20 protein-coding genes are annotated in these 21,924 nt (G+C 41.8%); 12 read left to right on the top strand and 8 right to left on the bottom strand.

Annotated features, from left to right (window positions below; all coding sequences use genetic code 11):
- Positions 1–109: 109 nt before the first annotated feature.
- A complete protein-coding gene (locus tag ACFFGT_RS20775) occupies positions 110–238 on the bottom strand; it encodes a hypothetical protein (RefSeq protein ID WP_377024430.1) in 129 nt (42 codons plus the stop codon).
- 941 nt (positions 239–1,179) lie between these two features.
- Between ACFFGT_RS20775 and lpdA the strand changes: the two genes are divergently transcribed.
- The 3 genes from lpdA to ACFFGT_RS20790 all read left to right on the top strand — a co-directional run bounded on the left by lpdA (position 1,180) and on the right by ACFFGT_RS20790 (position 3,754).
- The gene (gene lpdA, locus ACFFGT_RS20780) at positions 1,180–2,583 is read left to right on the top strand and encodes a dihydrolipoyl dehydrogenase (RefSeq protein WP_377024431.1); all 1,404 of its coding nucleotides are present in this window, start codon (positions 1,180–1,182) and stop codon (positions 2,581–2,583) included.
- 84 nt (positions 2,584–2,667) lie between these two features.
- Positions 2,668–3,312 (top strand): TlpA family protein disulfide reductase, encoded by a 645-nt coding sequence (locus ACFFGT_RS20785; protein ID WP_377024432.1) that lies wholly within the window; start codon positions 2,668–2,670, stop codon positions 3,310–3,312.
- A gap of 1 nt (position 3,313) precedes the next feature.
- A complete protein-coding gene (locus ACFFGT_RS20790) occupies positions 3,314–3,754 on the top strand; it encodes a sterol desaturase family protein (protein ID WP_377024433.1) in 441 nt (146 codons plus the stop codon).
- On the opposite strand, the gene ACFFGT_RS20795 is transcribed toward ACFFGT_RS20790, so the two are convergent.
- Together ACFFGT_RS20795 and ACFFGT_RS20800 are read right to left on the bottom strand one after the other, a co-directional pair.
- Positions 3,755–4,657 carry a tetratricopeptide repeat protein gene (locus tag ACFFGT_RS20795; protein WP_377024434.1) on the bottom strand — a complete coding sequence of 301 codons (903 nt, stop codon included), beginning with the start codon at positions 4,655–4,657 and terminating at the stop codon, positions 3,755–3,757.
- Positions 4,658–4,827: 170 nt separating this feature from the next.
- A complete protein-coding gene (locus tag ACFFGT_RS20800; protein WP_377024435.1) occupies positions 4,828–5,430 on the bottom strand; it encodes a hypothetical protein in 603 nt (200 codons plus the stop codon).
- A 118-nt stretch (positions 5,431–5,548) separates the two neighbouring features.
- Here ACFFGT_RS20800 and ACFFGT_RS20805 point away from each other — a divergent pair, with 118 nt between their 5' ends.
- On the top strand, positions 5,549–6,529 hold the full coding sequence (locus ACFFGT_RS20805) for a glycosyltransferase (RefSeq protein ID WP_377024436.1): 981 nt from the start codon (positions 5,549–5,551) through the stop codon (positions 6,527–6,529).
- Positions 6,530–6,561: 32 nt separating this feature from the next.
- A complete protein-coding gene (locus tag ACFFGT_RS20810; RefSeq protein ID WP_377024437.1) occupies positions 6,562–8,232 on the top strand; it encodes an ArnT family glycosyltransferase in 1,671 nt (556 codons plus the stop codon).
- Between the two features lie 7 nt (positions 8,233–8,239).
- On the opposite strand, the gene ACFFGT_RS20815 is transcribed toward ACFFGT_RS20810, so the two are convergent.
- The 5 genes from ACFFGT_RS20815 to ACFFGT_RS20835 form a co-directional block, all read right to left on the bottom strand.
- Positions 8,240–8,833 (bottom strand): hypothetical protein, encoded by a 594-nt coding sequence (locus tag ACFFGT_RS20815; protein WP_377024438.1) that lies wholly within the window; start codon positions 8,831–8,833, stop codon positions 8,240–8,242.
- A 58-nt stretch (positions 8,834–8,891) separates the two neighbouring features.
- Positions 8,892–9,785 (bottom strand): type IX secretion system protein PorD, encoded by an 894-nt coding sequence (porD, locus tag ACFFGT_RS20820; protein ID WP_377024439.1) that lies wholly within the window; start codon positions 9,783–9,785, stop codon positions 8,892–8,894.
- Positions 9,782–10,984, bottom strand: coding sequence for a bifunctional phosphopantothenoylcysteine decarboxylase/phosphopantothenate--cysteine ligase CoaBC (coaBC, locus tag ACFFGT_RS20825; RefSeq protein WP_377024440.1), 1,203 nt, complete (start codon positions 10,982–10,984; stop codon positions 9,782–9,784). The genes porD and coaBC overlap by 4 nt, the downstream gene beginning before the upstream one ends.
- Positions 10,985–11,109: 125 nt before the next feature.
- The gene (locus tag ACFFGT_RS20830; RefSeq protein WP_377024441.1) at positions 11,110–11,442 is read right to left on the bottom strand and encodes a DNA-directed RNA polymerase subunit omega; all 333 of its coding nucleotides are present in this window, start codon (positions 11,440–11,442) and stop codon (positions 11,110–11,112) included.
- A 29-nt stretch (positions 11,443–11,471) separates the two neighbouring features.
- Positions 11,472–12,398 (bottom strand): outer membrane protein assembly factor BamD, encoded by a 927-nt coding sequence (locus ACFFGT_RS20835; RefSeq protein ID WP_377024442.1) that lies wholly within the window; start codon positions 12,396–12,398, stop codon positions 11,472–11,474.
- Between the two features lie 741 nt (positions 12,399–13,139).
- Here ACFFGT_RS20835 and ACFFGT_RS20840 point away from each other — a divergent pair.
- The 7 genes from ACFFGT_RS20840 (at position 13,140) to ACFFGT_RS20870 (ending at position 21,880) form a co-directional block, all read left to right on the top strand.
- Positions 13,140–14,996 (top strand): CocE/NonD family hydrolase, encoded by a 1,857-nt coding sequence (locus tag ACFFGT_RS20840; protein ID WP_377024443.1) that lies wholly within the window; start codon positions 13,140–13,142, stop codon positions 14,994–14,996.
- Between the two features lie 271 nt (positions 14,997–15,267).
- Positions 15,268–15,726: an XAC2610-related protein gene (locus ACFFGT_RS20845; protein ID WP_377024444.1), complete on the top strand. Its 459-nt coding sequence runs from the start codon at positions 15,268–15,270 to the stop codon at positions 15,724–15,726.
- Between the two features lie 16 nt (positions 15,727–15,742).
- Positions 15,743–16,366: a M949_RS01915 family surface polysaccharide biosynthesis protein gene (locus ACFFGT_RS20850; RefSeq protein ID WP_377024445.1), complete on the top strand. Its 624-nt coding sequence runs from the start codon at positions 15,743–15,745 to the stop codon at positions 16,364–16,366.
- A gap of 18 nt (positions 16,367–16,384) precedes the next feature.
- Positions 16,385–18,055, top strand: coding sequence for a M1 family metallopeptidase (locus ACFFGT_RS20855; protein ID WP_377024446.1), 1,671 nt, complete (start codon positions 16,385–16,387; stop codon positions 18,053–18,055).
- Positions 18,056–18,073: 18 nt separating this feature from the next.
- Positions 18,074–19,738 (top strand): M1 family metallopeptidase, encoded by a 1,665-nt coding sequence (locus ACFFGT_RS20860; RefSeq protein ID WP_377024447.1) that lies wholly within the window; start codon positions 18,074–18,076, stop codon positions 19,736–19,738.
- 215 nt (positions 19,739–19,953) lie between these two features.
- A complete protein-coding gene (locus tag ACFFGT_RS20865) occupies positions 19,954–20,697 on the top strand; it encodes a head GIN domain-containing protein (RefSeq protein ID WP_377024448.1) in 744 nt (247 codons plus the stop codon).
- Between the two features lie 160 nt (positions 20,698–20,857).
- The gene (locus tag ACFFGT_RS20870; protein WP_377024449.1) at positions 20,858–21,880 is read left to right on the top strand and encodes a proline iminopeptidase-family hydrolase; all 1,023 of its coding nucleotides are present in this window, start codon (positions 20,858–20,860) and stop codon (positions 21,878–21,880) included.
- The last annotated feature ends 44 nt before the right edge of the window (positions 21,881–21,924 follow it).

Raw genomic sequence — 21,924 nt, forward strand, 5'->3', positions numbered from 1 at the left:
CTACTCACTAACGCTTTCATTCTCTTTGTCTTAAACTCCTTTCGAAGTCCGTCCCGTTCGGGGTTGCAAAGGTAAAAACCTTTTTCTTATTTCCAAAAAATATTTTCTTTTATTTTTTGGTGGTTTTCAGCAGCGCTTTCTTTTCTCTTTCTCCTTGCTTTCCAGCCGCCTTCCAAACCTTTTTAAGAACATCCGCTTCCTTTTTGAAGCGGCTGCAAAGGTGCGAATTTCTTTTCATTTCCACAAAAGATTCTGAATCTTTTTTCTTCCCGCTTATCGCCCTTTTCTAAACCTTTAATGAACTATCCAGCTTCCTCGTTTCCTCGTTTGCGGGCTGCAAAGGTACACGCTTTTTCCTTCCCTCCAAATTATTCTTAACCTTTTCCCTTAACATCCACTTAACATCCTATTTATCAATAAGAAAAATTTAGCCAGACTTCGTTCAGTCACTCTTTTCCCGCAGTAACTACATGCTTCCCTATCCAAAACAATCATTCAACAGTTATGGATAACCTTTAAGAACGAAGCCATCCGCCATTTGCTACACTATTATTATACAAGCAACCATCACGCATACCGTGCCCCTCCTATTATATATATATTGTAAATTTTTCACCTGCAATGCACACCAAACCAATATATACGTTGGCAACTATACCATTTACATAACTATATATAGCCTTTGAACAGCTGGGATACAGTTATTTAAGGAAAGGACATTACTTATAGATGGCTCCAGCGTTAGGGATAGTAGCGTGAGCCAACAGCGAGGTAGGGATTGCGGGCAGGCAAAGCGAGGACTTGCAGCGGATATGAGTGCAGGCCGAAGGCAACACCCATATTTCTGAACTCGAATTAAAGAATTTATTGAATTTCCTCAGAAGCTGTTTAAATTTGATTTGCCAAAAATGTAATGAATGATTTTAGCAGTTAAATAAGCGAAATTCCGCAGCTTTTGTTGCATAAAAAGCATATTACAGAGCTTAAAATTCCGTCAAATACCATCATAACACTTTCAAATTACCGTTTTTAAACAGCTTCTTAGCATTCTGTTAATTCCTTAATTCTATAAATTCAGGTTCAGACAACCTCTGATCTCTCAAAAGTAACTTTAACAAAATACTGTTTATTACACCTTTAATAATCCTTAACTTTGCCCACCATAAAATACACACTACTATGCAATATGATGTTATAGTTATCGGTTCGGGCCCCGGTGGTTATGTAGCCGCTATCCGCTGCGCCCAGCTGGGTTTAAAAACCGCAATTGTTGAAAAGTATAATACCCTTGGCGGCACCTGCCTCAATGTAGGCTGTATCCCGTCAAAGGCACTGCTTGATTCGTCTGAACATTACCATAATGCTGCCCATGCTTTTAAAACACATGGCATCAACCTTAAAGATCTTTCGATAGATTTTGGGCAGATGATTAAACGCAAGCAGGAAGTTGTTGATGCCAATACCAGCGGCATCAGCTACCTGATGAAGAAAAACAAGATCGATACCCACTTTGGTGTAGGATCATTTAAAGATAAAAACACCATCACCGTTAAAAAGAGCGATGGTACAGTTACTGAGATCACCGGTAAAAACGTGATCATTGCCACCGGTTCAAAACCATCGGCATTGCCGTTTTTGCCTATCGATAAAAAACGCATCATTACTTCAACCGAGGCTTTAACACTGAGCGAAGTGCCTAAACATTTGGTACTGATTGGCGGCGGCGTAATTGGTTTGGAGCTTGGTTCGGTTTATGCCCGTTTAGGCGCCAAAGTATCGGTAATTGAATTTATGGATGGTATTATCCCAACCATGGATAAAGGCTTAGGTCGTGAACTACAAAAAGTATTAACCAAACTGGGTATGGAATTTTACCTGGGCCATAAAGTTACCGGCGCTGCTGTAAAAGGCAACGAAGTAACCGTTAGCTTCGATACTCCTAAAGGTGAAAAGAAAGAGCTTAAAGGCGATTACTGCCTGGTAGCTGTTGGCCGTATAGCTTATACCGATGGCTTAGGTTTGGAAAATATCGGTATCACCGTTGAAGAGCGCGGCCGTAAAATTACAGTTGATGAGCACCTGGAAACTAAAGTAAAAGGTGTTTACGCCATTGGCGATGTGATTAAAGGTGCTATGCTTGCCCACAAAGCCGAAGATGAAGGTACGCTGGTTGCTGAGATTATTGCAGGTCAAAAACCGCATATCGATTATAACCTGATCCCGGGTGTGGTTTATACCTGGCCTGAGGTTGCCGCTGTTGGTCAAACAGAAGAGCAATTGAAAGCAGCCGGTGTTAAATACAAAACAGGTTCGTTCCCATTCAAAGCCAGCGGCCGTGCCCGTGCCAGCGGTGACCTTGATGGTTTTGTAAAAGTACTGGCCGATGCCACTACCGACGAAATTTTAGGTGTACACATGATTGGTCCGCGTGCTGCCGATATGATAGCCGAGGCTGTTGTTGCTATGGAGTACCGCGCAAGCGCCGAAGATATTTCGCGCATGAGCCATGCCCACCCAACTTATACCGAAGCCATGCGTGAAGCATGTTTGGCCGCTACTGAAAACAGGGCAATACATATTTAATTTTGGAATGGGAGTTTCGATTTTGAAATTCTAATTAGAAATATTTAAAAGCGGTTATCATTTGATAGCCGCTTTTTTAATTTTATGTTAGCAGTAAATACTTCTGATATGAAAGTAATGACCTATTCCTTATTCGCATTTTTAATTTTACTTGGCTGTACAGTTCACGCGCAAACCAAAAAAATTACGTCGGTACCTGATATTGACGTTTATGACATCAACGGAAAACATACAACCCTAAAGCAATTGGGCCAAAATAAAGTGTTGTTCATTGATTGCTGGTTTGTGCCTTGCCCTCCCTGTTTTCGTGAAATGGGTATGCTGCATAAGCTTTACGCAAAGTATAAAGACAATAAAAATTTTCGTTTCATAACCATATGCCAAACCGATAGCGGGATAGTTAAGCGTTTTATTGCACAGGATAAATCGATAGCCAATTTTGTTCAGATGTATAAGAATTTTAGCGGTCGACAGGATTTTAAGCTGCCGGTGTATTTTATACCTGGTTGCAATGAAAAGATCTATACCGGCAAAGTATTAGCGAAATACACGCCCGATGATAAAACCAAATGCCCTGATAGGCAGTTTGGTTTTAGGGGATATCCAACGGTTATTATCTTCAATAAGAAGGGAAAGTTGATTTTTAAGAAGACCGGCTATGGTGATCACGAAGATGAAAATAGCCTAAAGATGGAAAACCTGATAGCCCGGAACATAACAGCTAAGTGATATGGAAATATTTGTAGAGGTCGGGATTGTTTTATCTACCATTGCTTTAATGGAACTCATCTCCTGGGCTATGCATAAATATCTTTTCCACGGGCCTTTGTGGTTTATCCATAAAACCCACCACCAGCAGAGGCATGGCTGGTTTGAACTGAACGACCTGTTCAGTATTGGCTTTGCGACTTTTGCTTTATGGCTGATGTGGATTGGACATTTGAGTTTGGACTATCGCTTTTGGATAGGTACAGGTATCAGTATTTACGGTATTATCTATTTTATTTTTCACGATTGGTTTATCCACAACCGCTTTAAAGCTTTTAAGAGTGATAACCGTTACCTGGCCGGGATCCGCAGGGCGCATAAAATTCACCATAAATCAACGGAGAAATATCCATCGGAAGAGTTTGGGTTACTGGTAGCAAGCAGGAAATGGTTTAGGAAATAATTACGGCTTATTCAGCTCGGCTATTTTTTTATCGGCCTGCGCTTTTGCTTCATCGTCGCCATATTGTTTTACCAGCTGATAGTATTTGAGGGCATCAGGTTTGTTCCCTTGTAACTGGTAACAATAGGCAATGTTGTTTAAAACTATGTAGTCATGCGATGCCAGTTTTTCGGCTTTCAACAATGCTTCCAGTGCGTGAGCATAGTCCTTTTTTGCAAGATAACTAATGGATAAATCTGAGAGGCTGACAACATTATCAGGTTTGTATTTTAATATGGCAAGGGAAATATCACGGATATAGTCCATGTTTTGATCTCCTGCATTAAATAATTGCACAACATAAGTTTGGATGTTGCTAAGCATAAAGTCCTCCGGATCTTCAAGTGGTTTACCTTCGCTCCAAATCCATTTGAAACCAATAGTTTGTCCGTAGTTAACGGCCTTGATAATTTCTTCAGTAAACGATTTATAGTTTTCTATTCTGCCCAGCAGGTAAGTTTTGCCGAAACGCATATCCAACCGTGCCGGAAATTTGGCAATACCTGCATCAATATATTTAAAGCCTTTATTCAAATAAGTTAAATTATAGGAAGGTTGACCACCGCCAAGGTAACCGGCAACTTTGCCAGTGCTATCCTTGAGTTGAAGACTTTGACCCTCCGGCTGTTCTTTTTGAAGACTCAGAACTTCCGTTAGCCCCTTTTTTGCATAATAGTTATAGCTGGCTATGTAAAAATCAGGATCGTTTGTACCGGCTTTTTGCCAGCCCTGTAATAGTTTGAATGCCGCGGCTGTATCATTTTTGGCTACAAGGGCCTTAAAATCGGCCATGTAGTTTTGTGCAAAAACTGGCTGAGCAAAGCAGGCAATGGCCATCAGTAAAAAGGTTAACTTAAGTTTCATTGTGACAGGAATGGATTTTAGAGTGAATATACTAATCTCTTAAAACTATTTAATGCATTTTGCCAAACAGTAAAATGAATAGGCGAATTATTGATTTTGCTCCTAAATCTTTTGTATTTAGTATGTTTATTTTCAGTGCCTCCGTATAACAGATATATCTATCAAAGTATTCAATTAATCGGTGCTAAGTTTATCCAGTCGCCGTTATCAAAGCCCACAGATACAAATATTGATTTTTGATGCTTCAGAAAGTAGTTCTTGTTAACTCTTCCCTTAATAATGTCAGTTATGGCTAAAGCGCAATATGCCAAAGGCAATATGTAATCAAGGAAGGCATAGTTTTCCAGGTCGTTCTTGATTATCTCATCGGTTAAATTCAATACGTCAGGAATGATGTATCTGTTTTCGGGATCATAGATCGGATTTACTGCCCAGTCGGCATCTTCAGAATCGTATTTGTCAGATCCGGTGAGGTAAATGGCATAAACTTCTTTATCTATTCCGTTATCATCACAATCTAAGATCTTAACTATCCCTATCCAAATGGCTATTATATCCCTGGGTAAAGGAGATTCGGTTACTAATCGTTCCATCCATGCAGTAAGATCAGCCTGGTCGACACCAACATTAATTTGTTTGAGGGTATTCCAATAATCTGCGGGGAGTAAATCCGAATAGAAATCGATGATTTTACCCCATGATTCCTCAAGGGGTAAGTTCGAGTTTATGACCGATTGTAAATTCCCCAATGCAGTATCATAGCTTATAGACATATTGTTATGATAAGGTTTTAAAATTTTGCTGCACCAATATAAATAATATGGGGCAGTCAGTTTAGAAATTTAAATATAATTCTGTACCGTCTCTAATATTATCTTTGCCCCAACATCTATGAACATCCTCATCGTAAACAATACCCCAATCCCGGCAACTAAATATGGTGGCACCGAGCGCATTATCTGGTGGCTTGGCCGCGAGCTGAACAGGCTTGGTCATCAGGTTACCTATCTGGTAGGAGCGGGTTCCACCTGTCCTTTTGCAAAAGTACTGATCTATGATCCGGCTGTTGATATCAATGCGCAGGTGCCCGATGATATTGATGTGGTGCATTTCCAGTTCCAGGTACAGGGGTTTACAAAAAAGCCTTATATCATTACCGTGCATAATAATCCGGGAGGTGCTCAACTGGATCTTAATTCGGTATTTGTATCGGCCAATCACGCGCAAAGACATGGTTCTTCGGTTTTTGTGCATAATGCAATTGATACAGCCGATTACCAGGTTCCTGATTTGAATAAAAAAGGTACCCACACCCACTTCCTTGCTAAAGCAGCCTGGCGGGTAAAAAATGTAAAAGGAGCTATTGATGTGGCTACCAAGAGTGGTAATAAGTTGGTAGTACTCGGCGGTACACGGCTTAACCTAAAAATGGGTTTGCGTTTTACGCCTAATTTAAACGTACGTTTTAAAGGGATGGTAGGGGATGAAGCAAAATCGGTAGTGATGAATAGCTCAAAGGCCTTGCTTTTCCCTGTATTGTGGCATGAACCTTTCGGGATAGCCATTATTGAAAGCCTTTATTTTGGCTGCCCGGTTTTTGGTACCCCTTACGGCTCGCTGCCCGAACTGGTACCTGCAGAGGTTGGATTGCTCTCGGCAAGTAAAACTGAATTAGCCGCCGGACTTAAAAACGTTGAAAGTTTTAGCAAACAATATTGCCACCAGTACGCAGCCGATAATTTTAATATAGTTAAAATGGCTGCCGGGTACCTGGCATTGTATGAGCGGGTTTTGAATGGGCAAACCCTAAATTCGGCTAAGCCTGAGCTGACCAATCATGATCAGCCCAAATACCTGCCCTGGAATAATTAAAATTCAGCTATTTTTGAGCATAAATATTTTTAGTGGATAGTTCAGCAGCTTCAATTTTTTCATCACAAAAACGGCCTTATTTCATAGTGCTGCTATTGGCTATCGTGCTCAACGTGGCAGGCATCGGCATCAAATTTTTTACCGATGACCCGGCGCTGTACTCGGCCCTGTCCCGGAGTATGGCGCAAAGCAATAATTTTACCGATCTTGTATATCACGGTAACGATTGGCTGGATAAGCCTCATTTCCCTTTTTGGGCCATTGCTATCAGCTTTAAGATTTTTGGTGTAAATACTATTGCCTATAAACTGCCTGCATTGTTGTTCTTTTTTATGGCGGTGATTTACACCTATAAACTGGCCAAAAAGTTTTATGGCGATGAAACAGCCATTATTGCTATCCTGATCCTGCTTACCGCCCAGCACAGCGTAATGTCAAACACCGATGTACGTGCCGAACCTTATATCATGGGCTTGCTCATGGCTGCTGTTTATCATTTTTATAAAGTAAAAGAGCGGTTTAGCATTGCTGATGTCCTGCTGGCCTCCCTGTTTACAGCCTGCGCGGTCATGACCAAAGGCATCTATTTGCTTATCCCGATAGGGGCTGCAATTATTGGCGATTATTTATTTAAAGGAAACATCAAAGGAGTATTCCACTGGAAATGGCTGTTCGCGTTCATATTGGTGGTGGTTTTTACTTTACCCGAGATCTATTCGGTATACACTCAATTTGATCTTCACCCCGAAAAAGTTGTTTTTGGCCGCACCGGAATTTCCGGGATTCATTGGTTTTTGTGGGATAGCCAGTTCGGGCGGTTCAACAATAACGGCTACATTACCAATACCCACGGCGATAAGCTGTTTTTTGTTCACACCCTGCTTTGGGCTTTTGCGCCATGGGCTATCATTTTGTTCTACGCGCTTTATGCCACCATCAGGAAAATGGTTAAACGTATAGCCCAGCCCGAATATCTGTGCATTTCGGGTGGTGTATTGCTGCTGCTGATATTTTCGCTCTCTAAGTTCCAGCTGCCGTTTTATACCAACATCCTGTTCCCGTTTTTTGCTATTATAACTGCTGTTTTCATCCGTTCATTGAAAATTGGTGCGGAATTTAGATTTTTTAAAATCGCACAATACATCATCACATCTCTTTTGCTGCTGGCTGTTATCGCACTTAACTTCATTTTTGCACCTGGGTGCTGGCCGTTGTTTGTTGTGCTTGTTGCGGGATTTACAGGTTTGAGTATCTACATTTATAAAAAGCCGACACAAATTTACCAACCCATATTTTTGTTTACCTGCGCTGTATCGATATTAGTGAATACTTACCTGGTAACGGTAGCTTATCCTACTATTGTTGCTTACCGGGGAGATCTTGCAGCTGCCGAATACCTTAACGATAACTATCCGCAGCAAAAGGTGAGCGCCGCGGTTTTATCAAACACTTTCGATTTTTATTACAAAGGCCAGGTAACCTATACCAATATTGATGCTATCCTGAAAACAGATACGCTGAAGAGCCGGATTATAGTTGCTGATGAAAAAGCAGTAACTGAGTTAAAAGAAAAAAAGATCAGCTATACTACAGTAAAAGCTTTTGAGGATTTCCCTCATGAAAACCTAAGTCTGCCTTTTATTATCAAAAAGAAGAGAGCTGCGACTTTGGATCATTTTTATTTGATCAAATTAGCAAGATGATGAATGCTTAAAGCTTTAACATTGCTAAAATATCGTTGACAAATGCAAACGCAAAAAGTATTACTATAGCTATCCACGAAGCTTTTACTATCAATCTCATTGGGTTTAAAAACTCGTTGGTTAAAGCAGCTTGATCAGTTGGATCGTTAATCTTCTTTATTTGTTTAGATACGTAATAATTATTTGTGAAGAAGAAAGTAAGCAGCGAATAAAATAGAAGCAATGCTATTATAGTTTGGTAGGCATTAAGTGCTACTAAGGATACCGGACCTGATTGAGGCCTCCCCAATTTCGGATAATTAGGTTTGGTAATAGATTGATAAACGCCGCAAATAAACCAGTAGCCCGTATATATAACAGGAATTAAAGCGTTTACCTTGAAGAACGTAAGCTTCTTTACAACTGTGTCATTAAATCGGATTAAAAGATAGCTTTGGAGTCCGATGAGCAATAGAAAATTAAATGCGGACAGATTATCGGATATGTAATAAGTTTTTATAAACGTTTGTAACTCGGAATACTGTATTCGGCCAAGGATGCAGGTAATAATGAACGGAGCAAAAAGAAGCACTGTTCTTAATGGCGTGAGACGAATTGGCATGATGATAAGGTATAGGATTACTAATTATAAAATTCGATAACGATTGATTGTCTGGTTATTATTTCTGCAGTGTTTGATATTTATTACCATTAGCGGGGTCGAGCTGTAAAAACAGGTTCATGGCAGTTAGCCGCTCCTGGTTATCGGCCTTGCTGTAAATGGAAACCAGCTCATCGCTTTTTGCGGTATAAAATATAAGCGGGAGCATAGCACCTACACGTTGGCGGTCAATTTGCTGTAGCAAAGGTAACAGCGCGTCAATAGCTTTACGGCCCTTGCTCACATTATCAGCCATTAAATCGAGTCCGTTACGGTGATAATCATACAAAAAGCTACGCAGTGGATTGTATAGCTTATTATTAAGATTTTCGGATAGCCAATAACGGTTTACATTGCCATCAAAAGCTTTCCAGCCGCTGTATGATGATGTTTGTGCATTGGTTACAATGGTTTGTGCGGCTAAAAAATAGGGTGTACCGCCAAATTTGGAAAAAGTATCATAATCGAGCCCTACAATAATGTTGGCATAAAAAGCCATGATGGAGCTTAGGTTACCCTGGAAATTTTGATCGGTATAATCAATCGTTTGACCTTCAGTGTAGCTAAAGCTGATGTCTTTATCATTAAGGTTTAACAGGGTAGAAGTGTAGGATGTACCAAAAATCGGCCGGGAAGATTGCACCTGCAGCTCACCGGTGAAATTGCTGCTGCCATCCCAGTTGGTAATGTTCAGCACAAAATTGCAATCAATCCTTTCCTGCGGTAAAATTGGATCAGCACTCCACTTGCGGCCGTTCAGAAAATCCTTCATGGCTGTTTCCAGGGTTTGAAAAACGCGTTTATTGCTTACCTGTATCTTGGGTGATACTACCTGTACACGGGCATTCAGGTCCTGGGCTATAGCCCGGCAGCAAAGGAACATCAGCACAGTGTAGAGCAGCAGTTTTTTCATCCGTTTATCAGTTGGGCAACTTTATTACAAATATCGCCGGCCACAGCGTCCTTACTTTTCAGCCCGAAAGTGGTTTTGTTGAGCTCACGATCAATAATGGTTATTTTATTGGTATCGCCCGCAAAACCGGCACCTACGTCATTGAGCGAATTTAGTACAATAAAGTCAAGGTTTTTCTTTTGCAGCTTGGTTATTGCGTTCATTTCCTCATCGTTGGTTTCCAGCGCAAAACCAACCAGTATTTGTCCTTCGCGCTTAGCCTCGCCAAGGGTTTTTAATATATCGGTGGTTTTCTTCAGTTCGATGGTAAGGCCGCCATCCTGTTTCTTGATTTTTTTGGTGGCTACATCAGTCGGGGTGTAATCGGCCACGGCAGCGCTCATAATACTGGCTTTTACATGGGGATAAACAGCCAAACAGGCCTCAAGCATCTGCGCTGCCGAAGTAACATTTACCCTTTTTATATTTTGTTGCTTGCTGATCTGCGCAGTAGGCCCGGTTATTAGTGTAACATCGGCGCCCATCGAAGCCAGCTCATCCGCGATAGCGAAACCCATTTTACCCGACGAATGGTTGCCGATAAACCTTACCGGGTCGATAGCTTCATAGGTTGGGCCGGCGGTAACCAGTATTTTGTGATCAGCTAAAAGGAGTTTTTTTTTTGATTCGGCTTCCAAAAAAGCGACAATCTCTTCGGGTTCAGCCATCCGGCCTTCACCGTGCAGGCCGCTGGCCAGTTCGCCGTTTCCGGGCGGGATCATGGTATTGCCAAACGACTGAAGCCTGCTTACGTTTTGGCGGGTAGCCGGGTGCAGCCACATATCCAAATCCATAGCCGGGGCAAAATAAACAGGGCATTTGGCCGAGAGGTATACGGCGCTAAGCAGGTTATCACAAAGGCCGTTAGCCATTTTTGCAAGAGTGTTGGCGGTTGCAGGGGCAATTACCATCATATCGGCCCAAAGGCCAAGCTCAACGTGGTTGTTCCATTCACCGGTATCAGCTTTGAAATAATTAACCAGTGCCGGGTTTTTTGACAGGGTTGATAAAGTAAGCGGGGTAATAAAGTGGCTTGCATCCGCAGTCATCACCACTTTAACATGTGCCCCGGCTTTCACCAATAGCCTAACCAGCAGTGCCGATTTGTAAGCCGCAATGCTGCCGCACACTCCCAAAACAATGTTTTTATCTTTAAGCATAAGCCCCCTAACCCCCTGAAGGGGGAATGATTATAAAAGTTAAAAATAACAAAAAACTCCCTATAGGGAGTTCTTATACTGTATAAATTCTTTGGCTCCCCCTTCAGGGGGTCGGGGGGCGTTGCTTATACTTCTTTAGCAGGGTTACGGTAGTAAACTTTACCGTCTAAAAATTCCTGAACGGCAACTAATGACGGTTTAGGTAATTTTTCGTAGTATTTTGAAATTTCAATTTGCTCACGGTTTTCAAACACTTCTTCAAGGTTATCGTTTGATGATGCAAATTCAGAAAGTTTCTGGTGAAGCTCTTCTTTAATGTTGTTCGAAATCTGGTTTGCCCTTTTTGACATAATCACAAGCGACTCATAGATGTTCTCTGTTTTGGTATCCAGCTCGCGTAAATCGCGGGTTACAGTGCTGCTTGCTGCTGCTGGTTTATTGCTGTTGTTAGCTGTCATATCTTATTTAACTTGTTAATATATCTTAATTAATATGGTATTTTTTGCGGCTGATTTTTTTCAGACGGCGATGTAGTTGTAACAGTATCTTTAGTTGCCAGTTTTTTAGCAAGCTTTGAATTGCTCATTGCTTCGGCAATAAGGCGCTGGGCTTGTTTAATACCTTGCTGGCTTTCTTTAATATAAGTTTGGGTTTCATGCAGGTATTTGCTGTTCGGATATTTTTCGGCAAACTGGTCGGCGTAAGCTATAGCCTGGTTAAAACGCTCTTCCTGTTTGGTTTCAAAGCTCTTGTAAGCATACTGGTATTGCGCTTTAACAATAAGGTATTCCATTTCCTCGCCGTATTTGGTATCAGGATAATCACGCAGCGCGTTGTTGAACGCTATCACTGCCGATTGATAATCGCTGATAGTTAAATAAAGCTTAGCATTGGCATAAGCTTTAGTTTCCAGTTTATCGCGCAGGTTCTGGATCAGCTTGCTGGCCTCGGCTACACGGTCGCTTTTTGGATAAAGGTTAATAAACAACTGCAAAGCGTCGATAGCTTTTAACGTATTATCCTGGTCAAGCGAAAATATCGGCGAATCAAGGTAGTAGCAATAAGCCGAAAAGAAACGGCACTCCTCAGCCCTTGGGCTTGAAGGATAGGTATCGGCAAAGGTTTTGAAGTGGTACCTGGCCGATGTATAGTCTTTTTGTTTGTAATACGTAAACGCGTAATAGTAAAAAAGATCTTCAGCACCTTCACGTCCACGATAACGTTCCACCAGTACCTCAAATAACCCCAAAGCTTTGTTATAGTCCTTTTTGTTATAGTACTTAATAGCTTCCTGGTATTTTTTAGCGTAATCGTTACTGGCTTTTAACTTTTCGTATTTGCTTTTACAACTGCCAAGCGTAATTATTACGATAGCTAAAACACTGGCTAATAACGTTAGTTGCTTTTTAAACATTCTGCAAAGATAGATTAATAATGTAAATCAGTCAATTATTTATTTAGCTGCTAATATATAACGAGGCATTGGCCCGGCACCTATATATATAGTGTATTTAACATCTTTTAACTATTGGTGGTTTGGGTATGCCGGGCTTGTTAAACTAATAATGTTAAAACGTTTGTTTCTTATATAATGTATGTCGGTTTTTGAGGACTTATTGATTGGAAAGCTATATGATTGAATGGAGTCATCGCAGGCCATTTGTGTTTTGCAGTATATATGTATGTAAGCGCGCTATTTTAAGTACGATTAAGGTAGGCTGATATCGGCATGGATATAGCAACTTCGTCACCTATTAACCTTGCGTTTTAATACGGCGTTGACTGATGGCACATACAATAAGCTCAGGGATTGAGGGGGACTACACACCAGAGGTGCAAAAGGTTTGTAGAAATAAAATAAGTGATTTTTTTGTGTCAGAGGTACACAACTCCGGTGTTCTTTACATCATTTGCCGGGAATCGTAAGTTAATCTTCGCTTTAAATAGGATTAGGGCGTTGCCTGCGGCCGGGCTATCCGATCTGCATGCCCCGTCCCGATACCCATCGGGAAGCCTTAGCCGCTTGGCCGGTATCCGCTACTATCCTTAACAGCGTAACGGCCGTGTTAAAACACCTATTTGTAACAGAATCATTGATAAATCGGTTTATCGTTAACTCTTTATTAAATTTAGCCCAGTTAACTTGACTGATCTCATGAAGAAAATCAACCTATTTTTTGCGCTGGTATTATTATGCACCGGCGTTAATGCTCAAAGCACCTATGTAAAGGAGCATTTTACCAAAAAGGATGTGTACATCACCATGCGCGATGGTGTAAAACTGTTCACCTCCATTTACACCCCAAAGGATGCTTCGCCGCAAAACAAGTATCCGATGATGATGCAGCGTACCTGCTACAGTATTGCCCCATACGGCGAGGATAAATATCCTGCAAGACTTGGCCCATCTGAAATTATGATGAAAGAAGGCTACATTTTTGTTTACCAGGACGTACGCGGCCGCTACAAAAGCGAAGGCACCTGGACCAACATGACCCCGGTAATCGACAACAAGAAAAACAAAAAAGATGTTGACGAAGGTTCTGATACCTATGACACTATCGACTGGCTGGTTAAAAACGTAGCCAACAATAACGGCAAAGTTGGCCAGTACGGTATTTCGTACCCCGGCTTCTATACAGCAGCAGGGATCCTGTCAAACCACCCGGCTTTGAAGGCTTCATCCCCGCAGGCACCAATCTCCGATTTCTTTTTTGACGATTTCCACCACAATGGAGCTTTTATTGAGGGCTACTTTTTCACCTTCCCGGTATTTGGTGTTCAAAAAACCGATACAACCAGCAAAGCCTGGTATACCATGCTTAAACCCGATAGCAAAGATGGGTATCAATACCTGTTAGATCTTGGCCCGCTTAAAAATGCCGATAAGTATTACAAGGATAACTTCTTTTGGCAGGAAACCATCAACCATCCTAACTATGATGAATTTTGGCAAAAACGCGGTCTGCTGAAACATTATGGTAAAGTAAAACCAGCGGTGATGCTGGTAGGCGGCTGGTTTGATGCCGAAGATTTAACCGGTCCGCTGGCTATTTATAAAACCATCAACAAAAGCGATCCGAACGCTTATAATACCATTGTGATGGGGCCATTCGGTCATGGCCGCTGGTCGCGCGAAACCGGGCATACCATGCACAGCAATGTTTACTTTGGAGATAGCATTGCTACCTTCTACCAAAAAAATATTGAAGCTAAATTCTTTAACCACTTTTTGAAAGGCAATGGCGACAAAAATTCCGGCCTGCCGAATGCCTACATGTTTAACACCGGCAAAAAAGAATGGGCAACATTTGATAAATGGCCAGCCCCAAATGCCGTACACCAAAAAATGTTTTTAGGCGCCGATGGCAAGCTATCCACAACGCAAGCTGCATCTGCCGGTTCAGTTTCGTTTGTAAGCGATCCGCTTAAACCGGTTCCTTACACCGAGGATAATACCACTACCATGGGCTTTACCCCGCATAACTACATGAGCGAAGACCAGCGTTTTGCAGGCCGCCGCCCGGATGTTTTGGTTTACCAAAGTGAGGTATTAAATGATGATGTAACCCTTGGCGGCGAGATCATGGCGCACCTTAAAATTGCCACTACAGGCACCGATGCCGACTTCGTTGTAAAACTGATTGACGTTTATCCTCCAGATGAAGCCAACAACCCTTACATGCCAAACAAAAACATCATCCTGAGCAATTACTGGCAAATGGTACGTTCGGAAGTAATGCCTGCACGTTTCCGCAACAGCTTTGAAAAGCCGGAAGCATTGGTAGCTAATCAAAAAACAGATGTGAACTTCCGTCTGCAGGATGTGCTGCATACCTTTAAAAAAGGTCACCGCATCATGATCCAGGTACAAAGCACCTGGTTCCCTATTGTGGCACGCAACCCACAAAAATATGTGGAGAACCCATATAAAGCTGATGAAAGCGATTATATCAAAGCTACCGAAACGGTTTATAACGATAGTTTTATTGATGTGGAGGTTTTGAAATAGATGGTAGTGATTAGAGGTTGGAGATAAGAGATTAGGTTTCTACTTCGTTTGTCCTTAAACAGTTGGCCAGGTTATTAAACACTGGCCAATTGTTTTCGTAACTTGTTAACATATGGACCCAAAATCACTTATTATACTGTTAAGCATCTGTGGTATTAATTTAAGGGCAATTGCACAAACCTGCAGGCATTCAAATTTGTCAAAGACCTATGATTATATGATAGTTTCGAAAAGATATCCATTAAGTGATAGCGTATTTTACGGGGCTAACATGAGTCTTCAAATTTTTCGCAAAAACAAGCCGCATGTCTGGCAAAGCATCAGGTATAAAGCAAGCGTATTATATGAAGATGCATTTAAAAACTGTAACGCAACACGCTCTTATATAACCGGATACAGAAAAAATGCGGAGGTACCTGACTATGATTTTGGCGACCTGGTTATAGCCGACCTTAATTTCGACAAACTTGAAGATATAGCCATCAAATATGATTCAGGTGGTAGTAGCGGCCCGCTTTATTATTTTTACTTTCAGGATAAAAGCGGTCATTTTTATTTAAGCAAATATTTAACTGATACGGTAGGTTCATTTCCGGCATACATCAACCCCAAACAAAAAACCATAGCAACTCAAATACACGCTAATGTGAGGTATGAATCAAGGAAAACCTTTCGGTACAATTCCCAAACCAAAAGATGGAAGTTGATTAAATGGCAGATGATTGAATAAGTATTAAATTAGTAATATGAAAAGATATGTACTCATTGCTTTGTTAATCATCACACAGGCTTCCTTTGCCCAAATCAAGGTTATCAAACTTAACAAAACCGAGATCCCCAAATCCATTACTTACAAAGGACATATTATTGACGCGGTTAAATACACTGATAAAACAGGCGATCATATAGTGATAACCACAGAAACCGGCGAAACTAAAGCCAAAAACAGCGGAAACAGTGACGGCCGTGACGCTGCTTTGTATGCCTATCATTACAATATTACGGGCACCGATCAGTTTAAGCTGAGCTGGCAGACTTATGATTTTCTTGCTGATTGTCCCTTTGATATAACAGCAAATTATGTTCCGGGAACATTTACTGTTACGGACGTAGATAATAATGGCATAGCCGAGGTATGGCTGGTTTATCGTACCGTTTGCCGTAGTGATGTAAGTCCCTGTGATATGAAGATTATTATGCACGAGGGGGATAAAAAATACGCCGCCCGGGGCACTAACAAAGTAAAGCTATCCGAAAAAGAATACATAGGGGGCACTTATACTTTTGATGCAGCTTTTAAAGCCGCCCCGGTTGCTTTCCGGAAATATGCTGCTGATACCTGGAAGAAAAACATCATGGATACCTTTTAACCTGCTACAATTAAGTACATGAAAATAAAACAACTATATCTTGCAGCGCTCGCCTTACTCGGTGCTGCAACAATCATTCAGCCCGCAAGAGCCCAGCTCCTGAAGGAAAAAGAACAATTTACCCATGCCGATTCGCTTCGGGGTATGCTTACTCCTTTGCGCACCTGCTATGATATTAACTATTACCATTTAGATGTTAAGTTTGATATCGATAAAAAATTCATCAGCGGCAGCAACCAGTTTAAATTTACCGCCACGCAGGATTTTACCAAACTCCAGTTTGATCTGTTTGCCAACCTGAAAATTGAAAAGGTAGTTTATAAAGGCAAAGAAGTGCCTTTTACCCGTGATGGCAATGCGGCTTTTGTTACTTTCCCACAAACTATAAGTAAAGGCAGTAAAGATGAATTTACCGTTTATTATTCGGGCAACCCAACAATAGCTGTAAACGCGCCCTGGGATGGTGGAGTGGTATTTAAAAAGGACTCATTGGGTAAACCATTTGTCGCTACGGCCTGCGAAGGTATAGGCGCCAGCATCTGGTGGCCCACTAAAGATCACCTGAGCGACGAGGTGGACAGCATGATGATCAGCATCAGCGTGCCCAAGGGATTAAAAGATGTATCAAACGGTCGCCTGCGTAAAGTAACCCAGCTTAAAGATGGCTATACCAGGTTCGATTGGTTTGTGGCCAATCCGATCAACAATTATGATGTGGTTGCCAACATTGCCGACTATGTACACTTTGAAGATACTTACATGGGCGAAAAAGGCAAACTCAGCCTTGATTACTGGGTACTCCCCACCAGTCTCGAAAAAGCAAAAAAACATTTCGCCGACAATGTAAAACCTATGCTGAAGGCATTTGAACACTGGTTTGGCCCCTACCCTTTTTATGAGGATGGCTACAAACTGGTTGAAACACCTCACTTAGGTATGGAGCACCAAAGCGCCACGGCCTACGGCAACCATTTTTTAAATGGCTACCTGGGTTATGATATGTCCGGCACAGGTTGGGGTACCAAATGGGATTATATTATTGTACATGAGAGCGGACACGAATGGTTTGGCAATAACATTACCGCTAAAGATATAGCCGATATGTGGGTGCATGAAGGTTTTACTTGTTATTCCGAATCTTTATTTATCGAAACTTATTATGGCAAAAAAGCCGGTGAAGAATATAACTTCGGTTTGCGCGGCATAATCAATAATGAAAAACCGGTCATCGGCCCACATGATGTTAACAAAGAGGGATCTGAGGATATGTATTTTAAAGGCGCGGTTATTTTAAATATGATGCGCACCATTATTAATGATGATGCCAAATGGCGGGATATACTGCGCGGCCTTAATAAAAATTTCTATCATCAAACCGTAACCAATGCACAGATAACAGAGTACATCAACAAAGCATCGGGTATAAACTTCAACCCGTTTTTTGACCAATACCTTTATCATAAAACTATTCCGGTGCTGGATATCGCCAGTAACCAGGGCAAAGTTTATTGTCACTGGATAACCGAAGTAAAAGGATTTGAAATGCCAATCCGCATCAGGGTAAAAGATGGAGAATACCGCTACATTAACGCTACCGAAAAGTGGACGGAGATAAAAATTGACGGTGCTACTGTTCAAAATGTAGAAATAGATACACTGAACTATTACGTTGGCGTAATGAAAAACTAATTATTAATACCAATTGAAATGAAAATAAGTTCCTTTTATAAAATAGCCTTAACACTGCTTACCGCCGGTACATTCATGTTACCTGCCCATGCCCAATTAGGTACCAATAAACAAACCTTTACCCGTGCCGATTCGCTCCGTGGTAGCTTAACGCCGCTGCGCACCTGTTATGATATCAATTATTATCACCTTGATGTGAAGTTTGATATCGATAAAAAATTCATCAGCGGCAGTAACCTGTTTAAATTCACTGCTACTCAAAACTTTACCAAACTACAGTTCGATCTGTTTGCCAATTTGAAAATAGAGAAGGTTATTTATGAGGGCGCCGAAATCCCTTTCACCCGCGAGTTTAACGCAGTATTTGTCACCTTCCCAAAAACAATTAAAAAAGGCAATAAGGATGAATTTACCGTTTACTACTCCGGCAACCCAACTATAGCTAAACGAGCCCCCTGGGATGGCGGGATAGTTTATACTACCGATTCGCTTGGGAAACCCTGGATAGCTACAGCCTGCCAGGGCATTGGCGCAAGCATCTGGTGGCCAACTAAAGACCATCAGTATGACGAGGTTGACAGCGCCCTCATCAGCATCAGCGCACCCAACGGCTTAAAAGATGTTTCAAACGGCCGTTTACGTAAAGTAACCGACCTGAACAACGGCTATACCCGGTTCGACTGGTTTGTGGCCAATCCCATCAACAATTACGATATAGAAGCCAACATTGGCGACTATACCCATTTTGAAGGCACTTACCAGGGCGAAAAAGGCCCGTTAACGCTTGATTACTGGCCATTAAGCTACAACGTTGATAAAGCCAAAAAACAATGGGGACTTGATGCCCCGAGGATGCTTAAATCATTCGAATACTGGTTTGGCCCATATCCTTTTTATGAGGATGGTTACAAACTTGTTGAAACCCCACACCTGGGTATGGAACACCAAAGCGGAACCGCTTATGGCAACCACTATAAAAACGGCTACCTCGGCCGCGATCTTTCAGGTACAGGCTGGGGCTTAAAATGGGATTTTATTGTGGTACACGAAAGCGGGCACGAATGGTTTGGCAATAACATCACCTCAAAAGATGTAGCCGATATGTGGATCCACGAAAGTTTCACCAACTATTCCGAATCGCTGTTCATCGAAACCTATTATGGCAAACAAGCCGGGCAGGAGTATGTAAACGGTACCCGCAAAAATATCCGTAATGATAAACCTATTGTTGGCCCATATGGCGTAAATATGGAAGGTTCAGGCGATATGTACTATAAAGGCGGCAACCTTCTAAATATGGTGCGCACCATCATCAATAACGATGATAAATGGCGCAACATCCTCCGCGGACTTAACAAAACGTTCTATCATAAAACGGTTACCTATGATGATATTGTAGGCTACATCTGCAAACAGGCAGGCATGAACCTGGCCCCTGTATTTGACCAGTACCTGCATTATAAAGACATCCCAACCCTGCAGTTTGTTGTTAAAGACGGCAAGCTTTATTCGAAATGGATTGCCAATGCCGATGGCTTTAACATGCCGATAAGGGTACGCGTTAAAGGCGGCGGATATATATTTATTAAACCTACCACTCAGTTTACCCCGGTTAAGATCGACGGTATAACAAAGGACAATGTGGAAGTGGATACCTTTAATTATTATATTAAGGTTGAGTAATGGTTGATTGAGTGAGTGGTTGATTGGGTGAATGGTTTAACCCCAAACAACCACTCACTCAATCAACCGAATCAACTAATCACTTAATCAAACCAACCACTCACTTAATCAACCCAATCAACTACTCACCAAAGCAACCACAAAAAAATCAAATCCGGTGCAACTTTCCTCCCCCTGCCCGCGTCTAATTTGAAAACGAAACTAAAACAACCATCATGAAACCGATCTCAAAAATATTGTTGGCCGCCATATTAGCAGCAGGAACCGCAGGTTACAGCACTGCCAAACCACTAAACCCTATTGTTAAACATGCCGATCAAACTACGCAAGACCGTCATCTATCCGGCTTTAGTGCCATTGACCTGGCTGGCTCATTTGATGTTTACTTTACACAGGGTTCAAACGAATCGGTAAAAGTTGAAGCCCCTTCAGATGTTATTGACAAGATCATTACCGAAGTTCAAGGCGGTGTATTGAAGATCTACAGTAAAAAAGGCACCAGCTGGGATAACTGGAGCTTTGGCCGTAGCCGTAAAATGATAGTTCACGTTGTGGCTAAAGATATGACCAGCATTAACGTTGCCGGCTCGGGCGATGTTTATTTTAAAGAAGGGATCACTACCAATTCTTTAAAACTAAAAGTAGTTGGCTCGGGTGATATGCTGGGCAAAGTGAATGCTAAAAACCTGGACAGCAGCATTTCGGGCTCTGGCGATATGAAACTTTCAGGCCGGGCCGATAATTCGAGAGTTAGTGTTGTAGGTTCAGGCGATTTTACTGCCCGCGACCTGATCACCGTTAATACCGAGGTACACATAGCCGGTTCTGGTGATGCCACCATCAACGCCAGCAATAAAATTGATGCCTCAGTAAGCGGCTCAGGCGATGTGCATTATACCGGCGGAGCTAAAAATATTTCAAGCTCAAAAGCCGGCAGCGGGGATATTGAGAGGATCTAAGAACCTCTGCAAAGGAAAAAAACCTGTTTAAAATATATAGAAGCGTCATTGCGGGGTACCTTGCAATGACGCTTTTTTTATAATCTGACGAAGCTGCTTTTAATCCGCTTCTTAGTATCTTTATTCAAAAGATATCCATCCACCATTCCTATCGCTTAACATGAAAAAGCTATTCTTCCTGCTGATCGCTGCCTGCTTTTGCGCTTGCAGTAATCCATCAAAACCAACTGCGGATACTACAGCTGAACCAACAAATGCACCTTACGAAATAAAAACCGGCGGCAGCAAAATGATCAAAGTTGCCGGGAAGTATAACGTATGGACGAAAAAAGTTGGCGATGGTAAAATAAAAGTATTGCTATTACATGGCGGCCCGGGTTTTTCGCATGATTATATGGAATGCTTTGAAGATTTCCTGCCGAAGGAAGGTATCGAGTTTTACTATTACGATCAGTTAGGCTGTGGCAATTCAGATGCCCCCGCTGATACATCTTTATGGAACATCCCCCGCTATGTTGAGGAAGTTGAAGAAGTGCGCAAAGGCCTGGGATTAGATAATTTTTACATCCTCGGCCATTCATGGGGCGGTATGCTGGCTATGGAATACCTGCATAAATATCAATCGCATGTTAAGGGTGCGGTATTATCAAACATGACAGCCGGGATAAAAGGCTATGTTACTTACGCGGCAGAGCTAAAAAAGAAATTTTTCACCCCGCGTGATATTGCCGTATTTGATTCGCTCGACAGGCTTAAACAATATGACTCGCCTCAATATAACGACTTATTGATGAACAAGCTGTACACCCAGGTAATTTGTCGGCTTCCTGTAGAAAGCTGGCCCGAACCGCTTTGGCGCGCCTTCAAAAAAGCAAACCATACCATCTACATACAAATGCAGGGCGTTGATGAATTTCACGTAACCGGCAATTTTAAAGGATGGGAGTTTTGGGATAAACTGAAGGGTATAAAAACACCGACCCTTGTTTTAGGTGGCATCCATGACGAAATGAACCCCGAAGACATGAAAAAGGAAGGTCATTTATTGCCCAACAGCCGTACTTACCTGTGCCCCAACGGCAGTCACATGAGCATGTATGATGATCAGCAAAATTACTTCACCAACCTCATTGCCTTTTTGAAGGATGTTGACGCGGGTACATTTACTGCAGATAAAAAATAGCACACCAATTATAACACAGCGTTTTATATTCCACCACTATTAAA

Origin of the sequence: Mucilaginibacter angelicae (genome assembly GCF_042434235.1) — a bacterium.
GTDB classification, from domain to species: Bacteria; Bacteroidota; Bacteroidia; order Sphingobacteriales; family Sphingobacteriaceae; genus Mucilaginibacter; species Mucilaginibacter angelicae.

What these genes read in the sequence shown, in the direction of transcription:
- ACFFGT_RS20865 (WP_377024448.1), top strand. Translation starts at nt 19,954, where the DNA reads ATGAAACCGATCTCAAAAATATTGTTGGCCGCCATATTAGCAGCAGGA.
- ACFFGT_RS20795 (WP_377024434.1), bottom strand. Translation starts at nt 4,657, where the DNA reads ATGAAACTTAAGTTAACCTTTTTACTGATGGCCATTGCCTGCTTTGCT.
- ACFFGT_RS20800 (WP_377024435.1), bottom strand. Translation starts at nt 5,430, where the DNA reads ATGTCTATAAGCTATGATACTGCATTGGGGAATTTACAATCGGTCATA.
- ACFFGT_RS20835 (WP_377024442.1), bottom strand. Translation starts at nt 12,398, where the DNA reads ATGTTTAAAAAGCAACTAACGTTATTAGCCAGTGTTTTAGCTATCGTA.
- ACFFGT_RS20815 (WP_377024438.1), bottom strand. Translation starts at nt 8,833, where the DNA reads ATGCCAATTCGTCTCACGCCATTAAGAACAGTGCTTCTTTTTGCTCCG.
- ACFFGT_RS20855 (WP_377024446.1), top strand. Translation starts at nt 16,385, where the DNA reads ATGAAAATAAAACAACTATATCTTGCAGCGCTCGCCTTACTCGGTGCT.
- ACFFGT_RS20870 (WP_377024449.1), top strand. Translation starts at nt 20,858, where the DNA reads ATGAAAAAGCTATTCTTCCTGCTGATCGCTGCCTGCTTTTGCGCTTGC.
- coaBC (WP_377024440.1), bottom strand. Translation starts at nt 10,984, where the DNA reads ATGCTTAAAGATAAAAACATTGTTTTGGGAGTGTGCGGCAGCATTGCG.
- ACFFGT_RS20845 (WP_377024444.1), top strand. Translation starts at nt 15,268, where the DNA reads ATGAGTCTTCAAATTTTTCGCAAAAACAAGCCGCATGTCTGGCAAAGC.
- ACFFGT_RS20805 (WP_377024436.1), top strand. Translation starts at nt 5,549, where the DNA reads ATGAACATCCTCATCGTAAACAATACCCCAATCCCGGCAACTAAATAT.
- ACFFGT_RS20775 (WP_377024430.1), bottom strand. Translation starts at nt 238, where the DNA reads ATGAAAAGAAATTCGCACCTTTGCAGCCGCTTCAAAAAGGAAGCGGAT.
- ACFFGT_RS20860 (WP_377024447.1), top strand. Translation starts at nt 18,074, where the DNA reads ATGAAAATAAGTTCCTTTTATAAAATAGCCTTAACACTGCTTACCGCC.
- ACFFGT_RS20850 (WP_377024445.1), top strand. Translation starts at nt 15,743, where the DNA reads ATGAAAAGATATGTACTCATTGCTTTGTTAATCATCACACAGGCTTCC.
- ACFFGT_RS20785 (WP_377024432.1), top strand. Translation starts at nt 2,668, where the DNA reads ATGTTAGCAGTAAATACTTCTGATATGAAAGTAATGACCTATTCCTTA.
- porD (WP_377024439.1), bottom strand. Translation starts at nt 9,785, where the DNA reads ATGAAAAAACTGCTGCTCTACACTGTGCTGATGTTCCTTTGCTGCCGG.
- ACFFGT_RS20830 (WP_377024441.1), bottom strand. Translation starts at nt 11,442, where the DNA reads ATGACAGCTAACAACAGCAATAAACCAGCAGCAGCAAGCAGCACTGTA.
- lpdA (WP_377024431.1), top strand. Translation starts at nt 1,180, where the DNA reads ATGCAATATGATGTTATAGTTATCGGTTCGGGCCCCGGTGGTTATGTA.
- ACFFGT_RS20840 (WP_377024443.1), top strand. Translation starts at nt 13,140, where the DNA reads ATGAAGAAAATCAACCTATTTTTTGCGCTGGTATTATTATGCACCGGC.
- ACFFGT_RS20790 (WP_377024433.1), top strand. Translation starts at nt 3,314, where the DNA reads ATGGAAATATTTGTAGAGGTCGGGATTGTTTTATCTACCATTGCTTTA.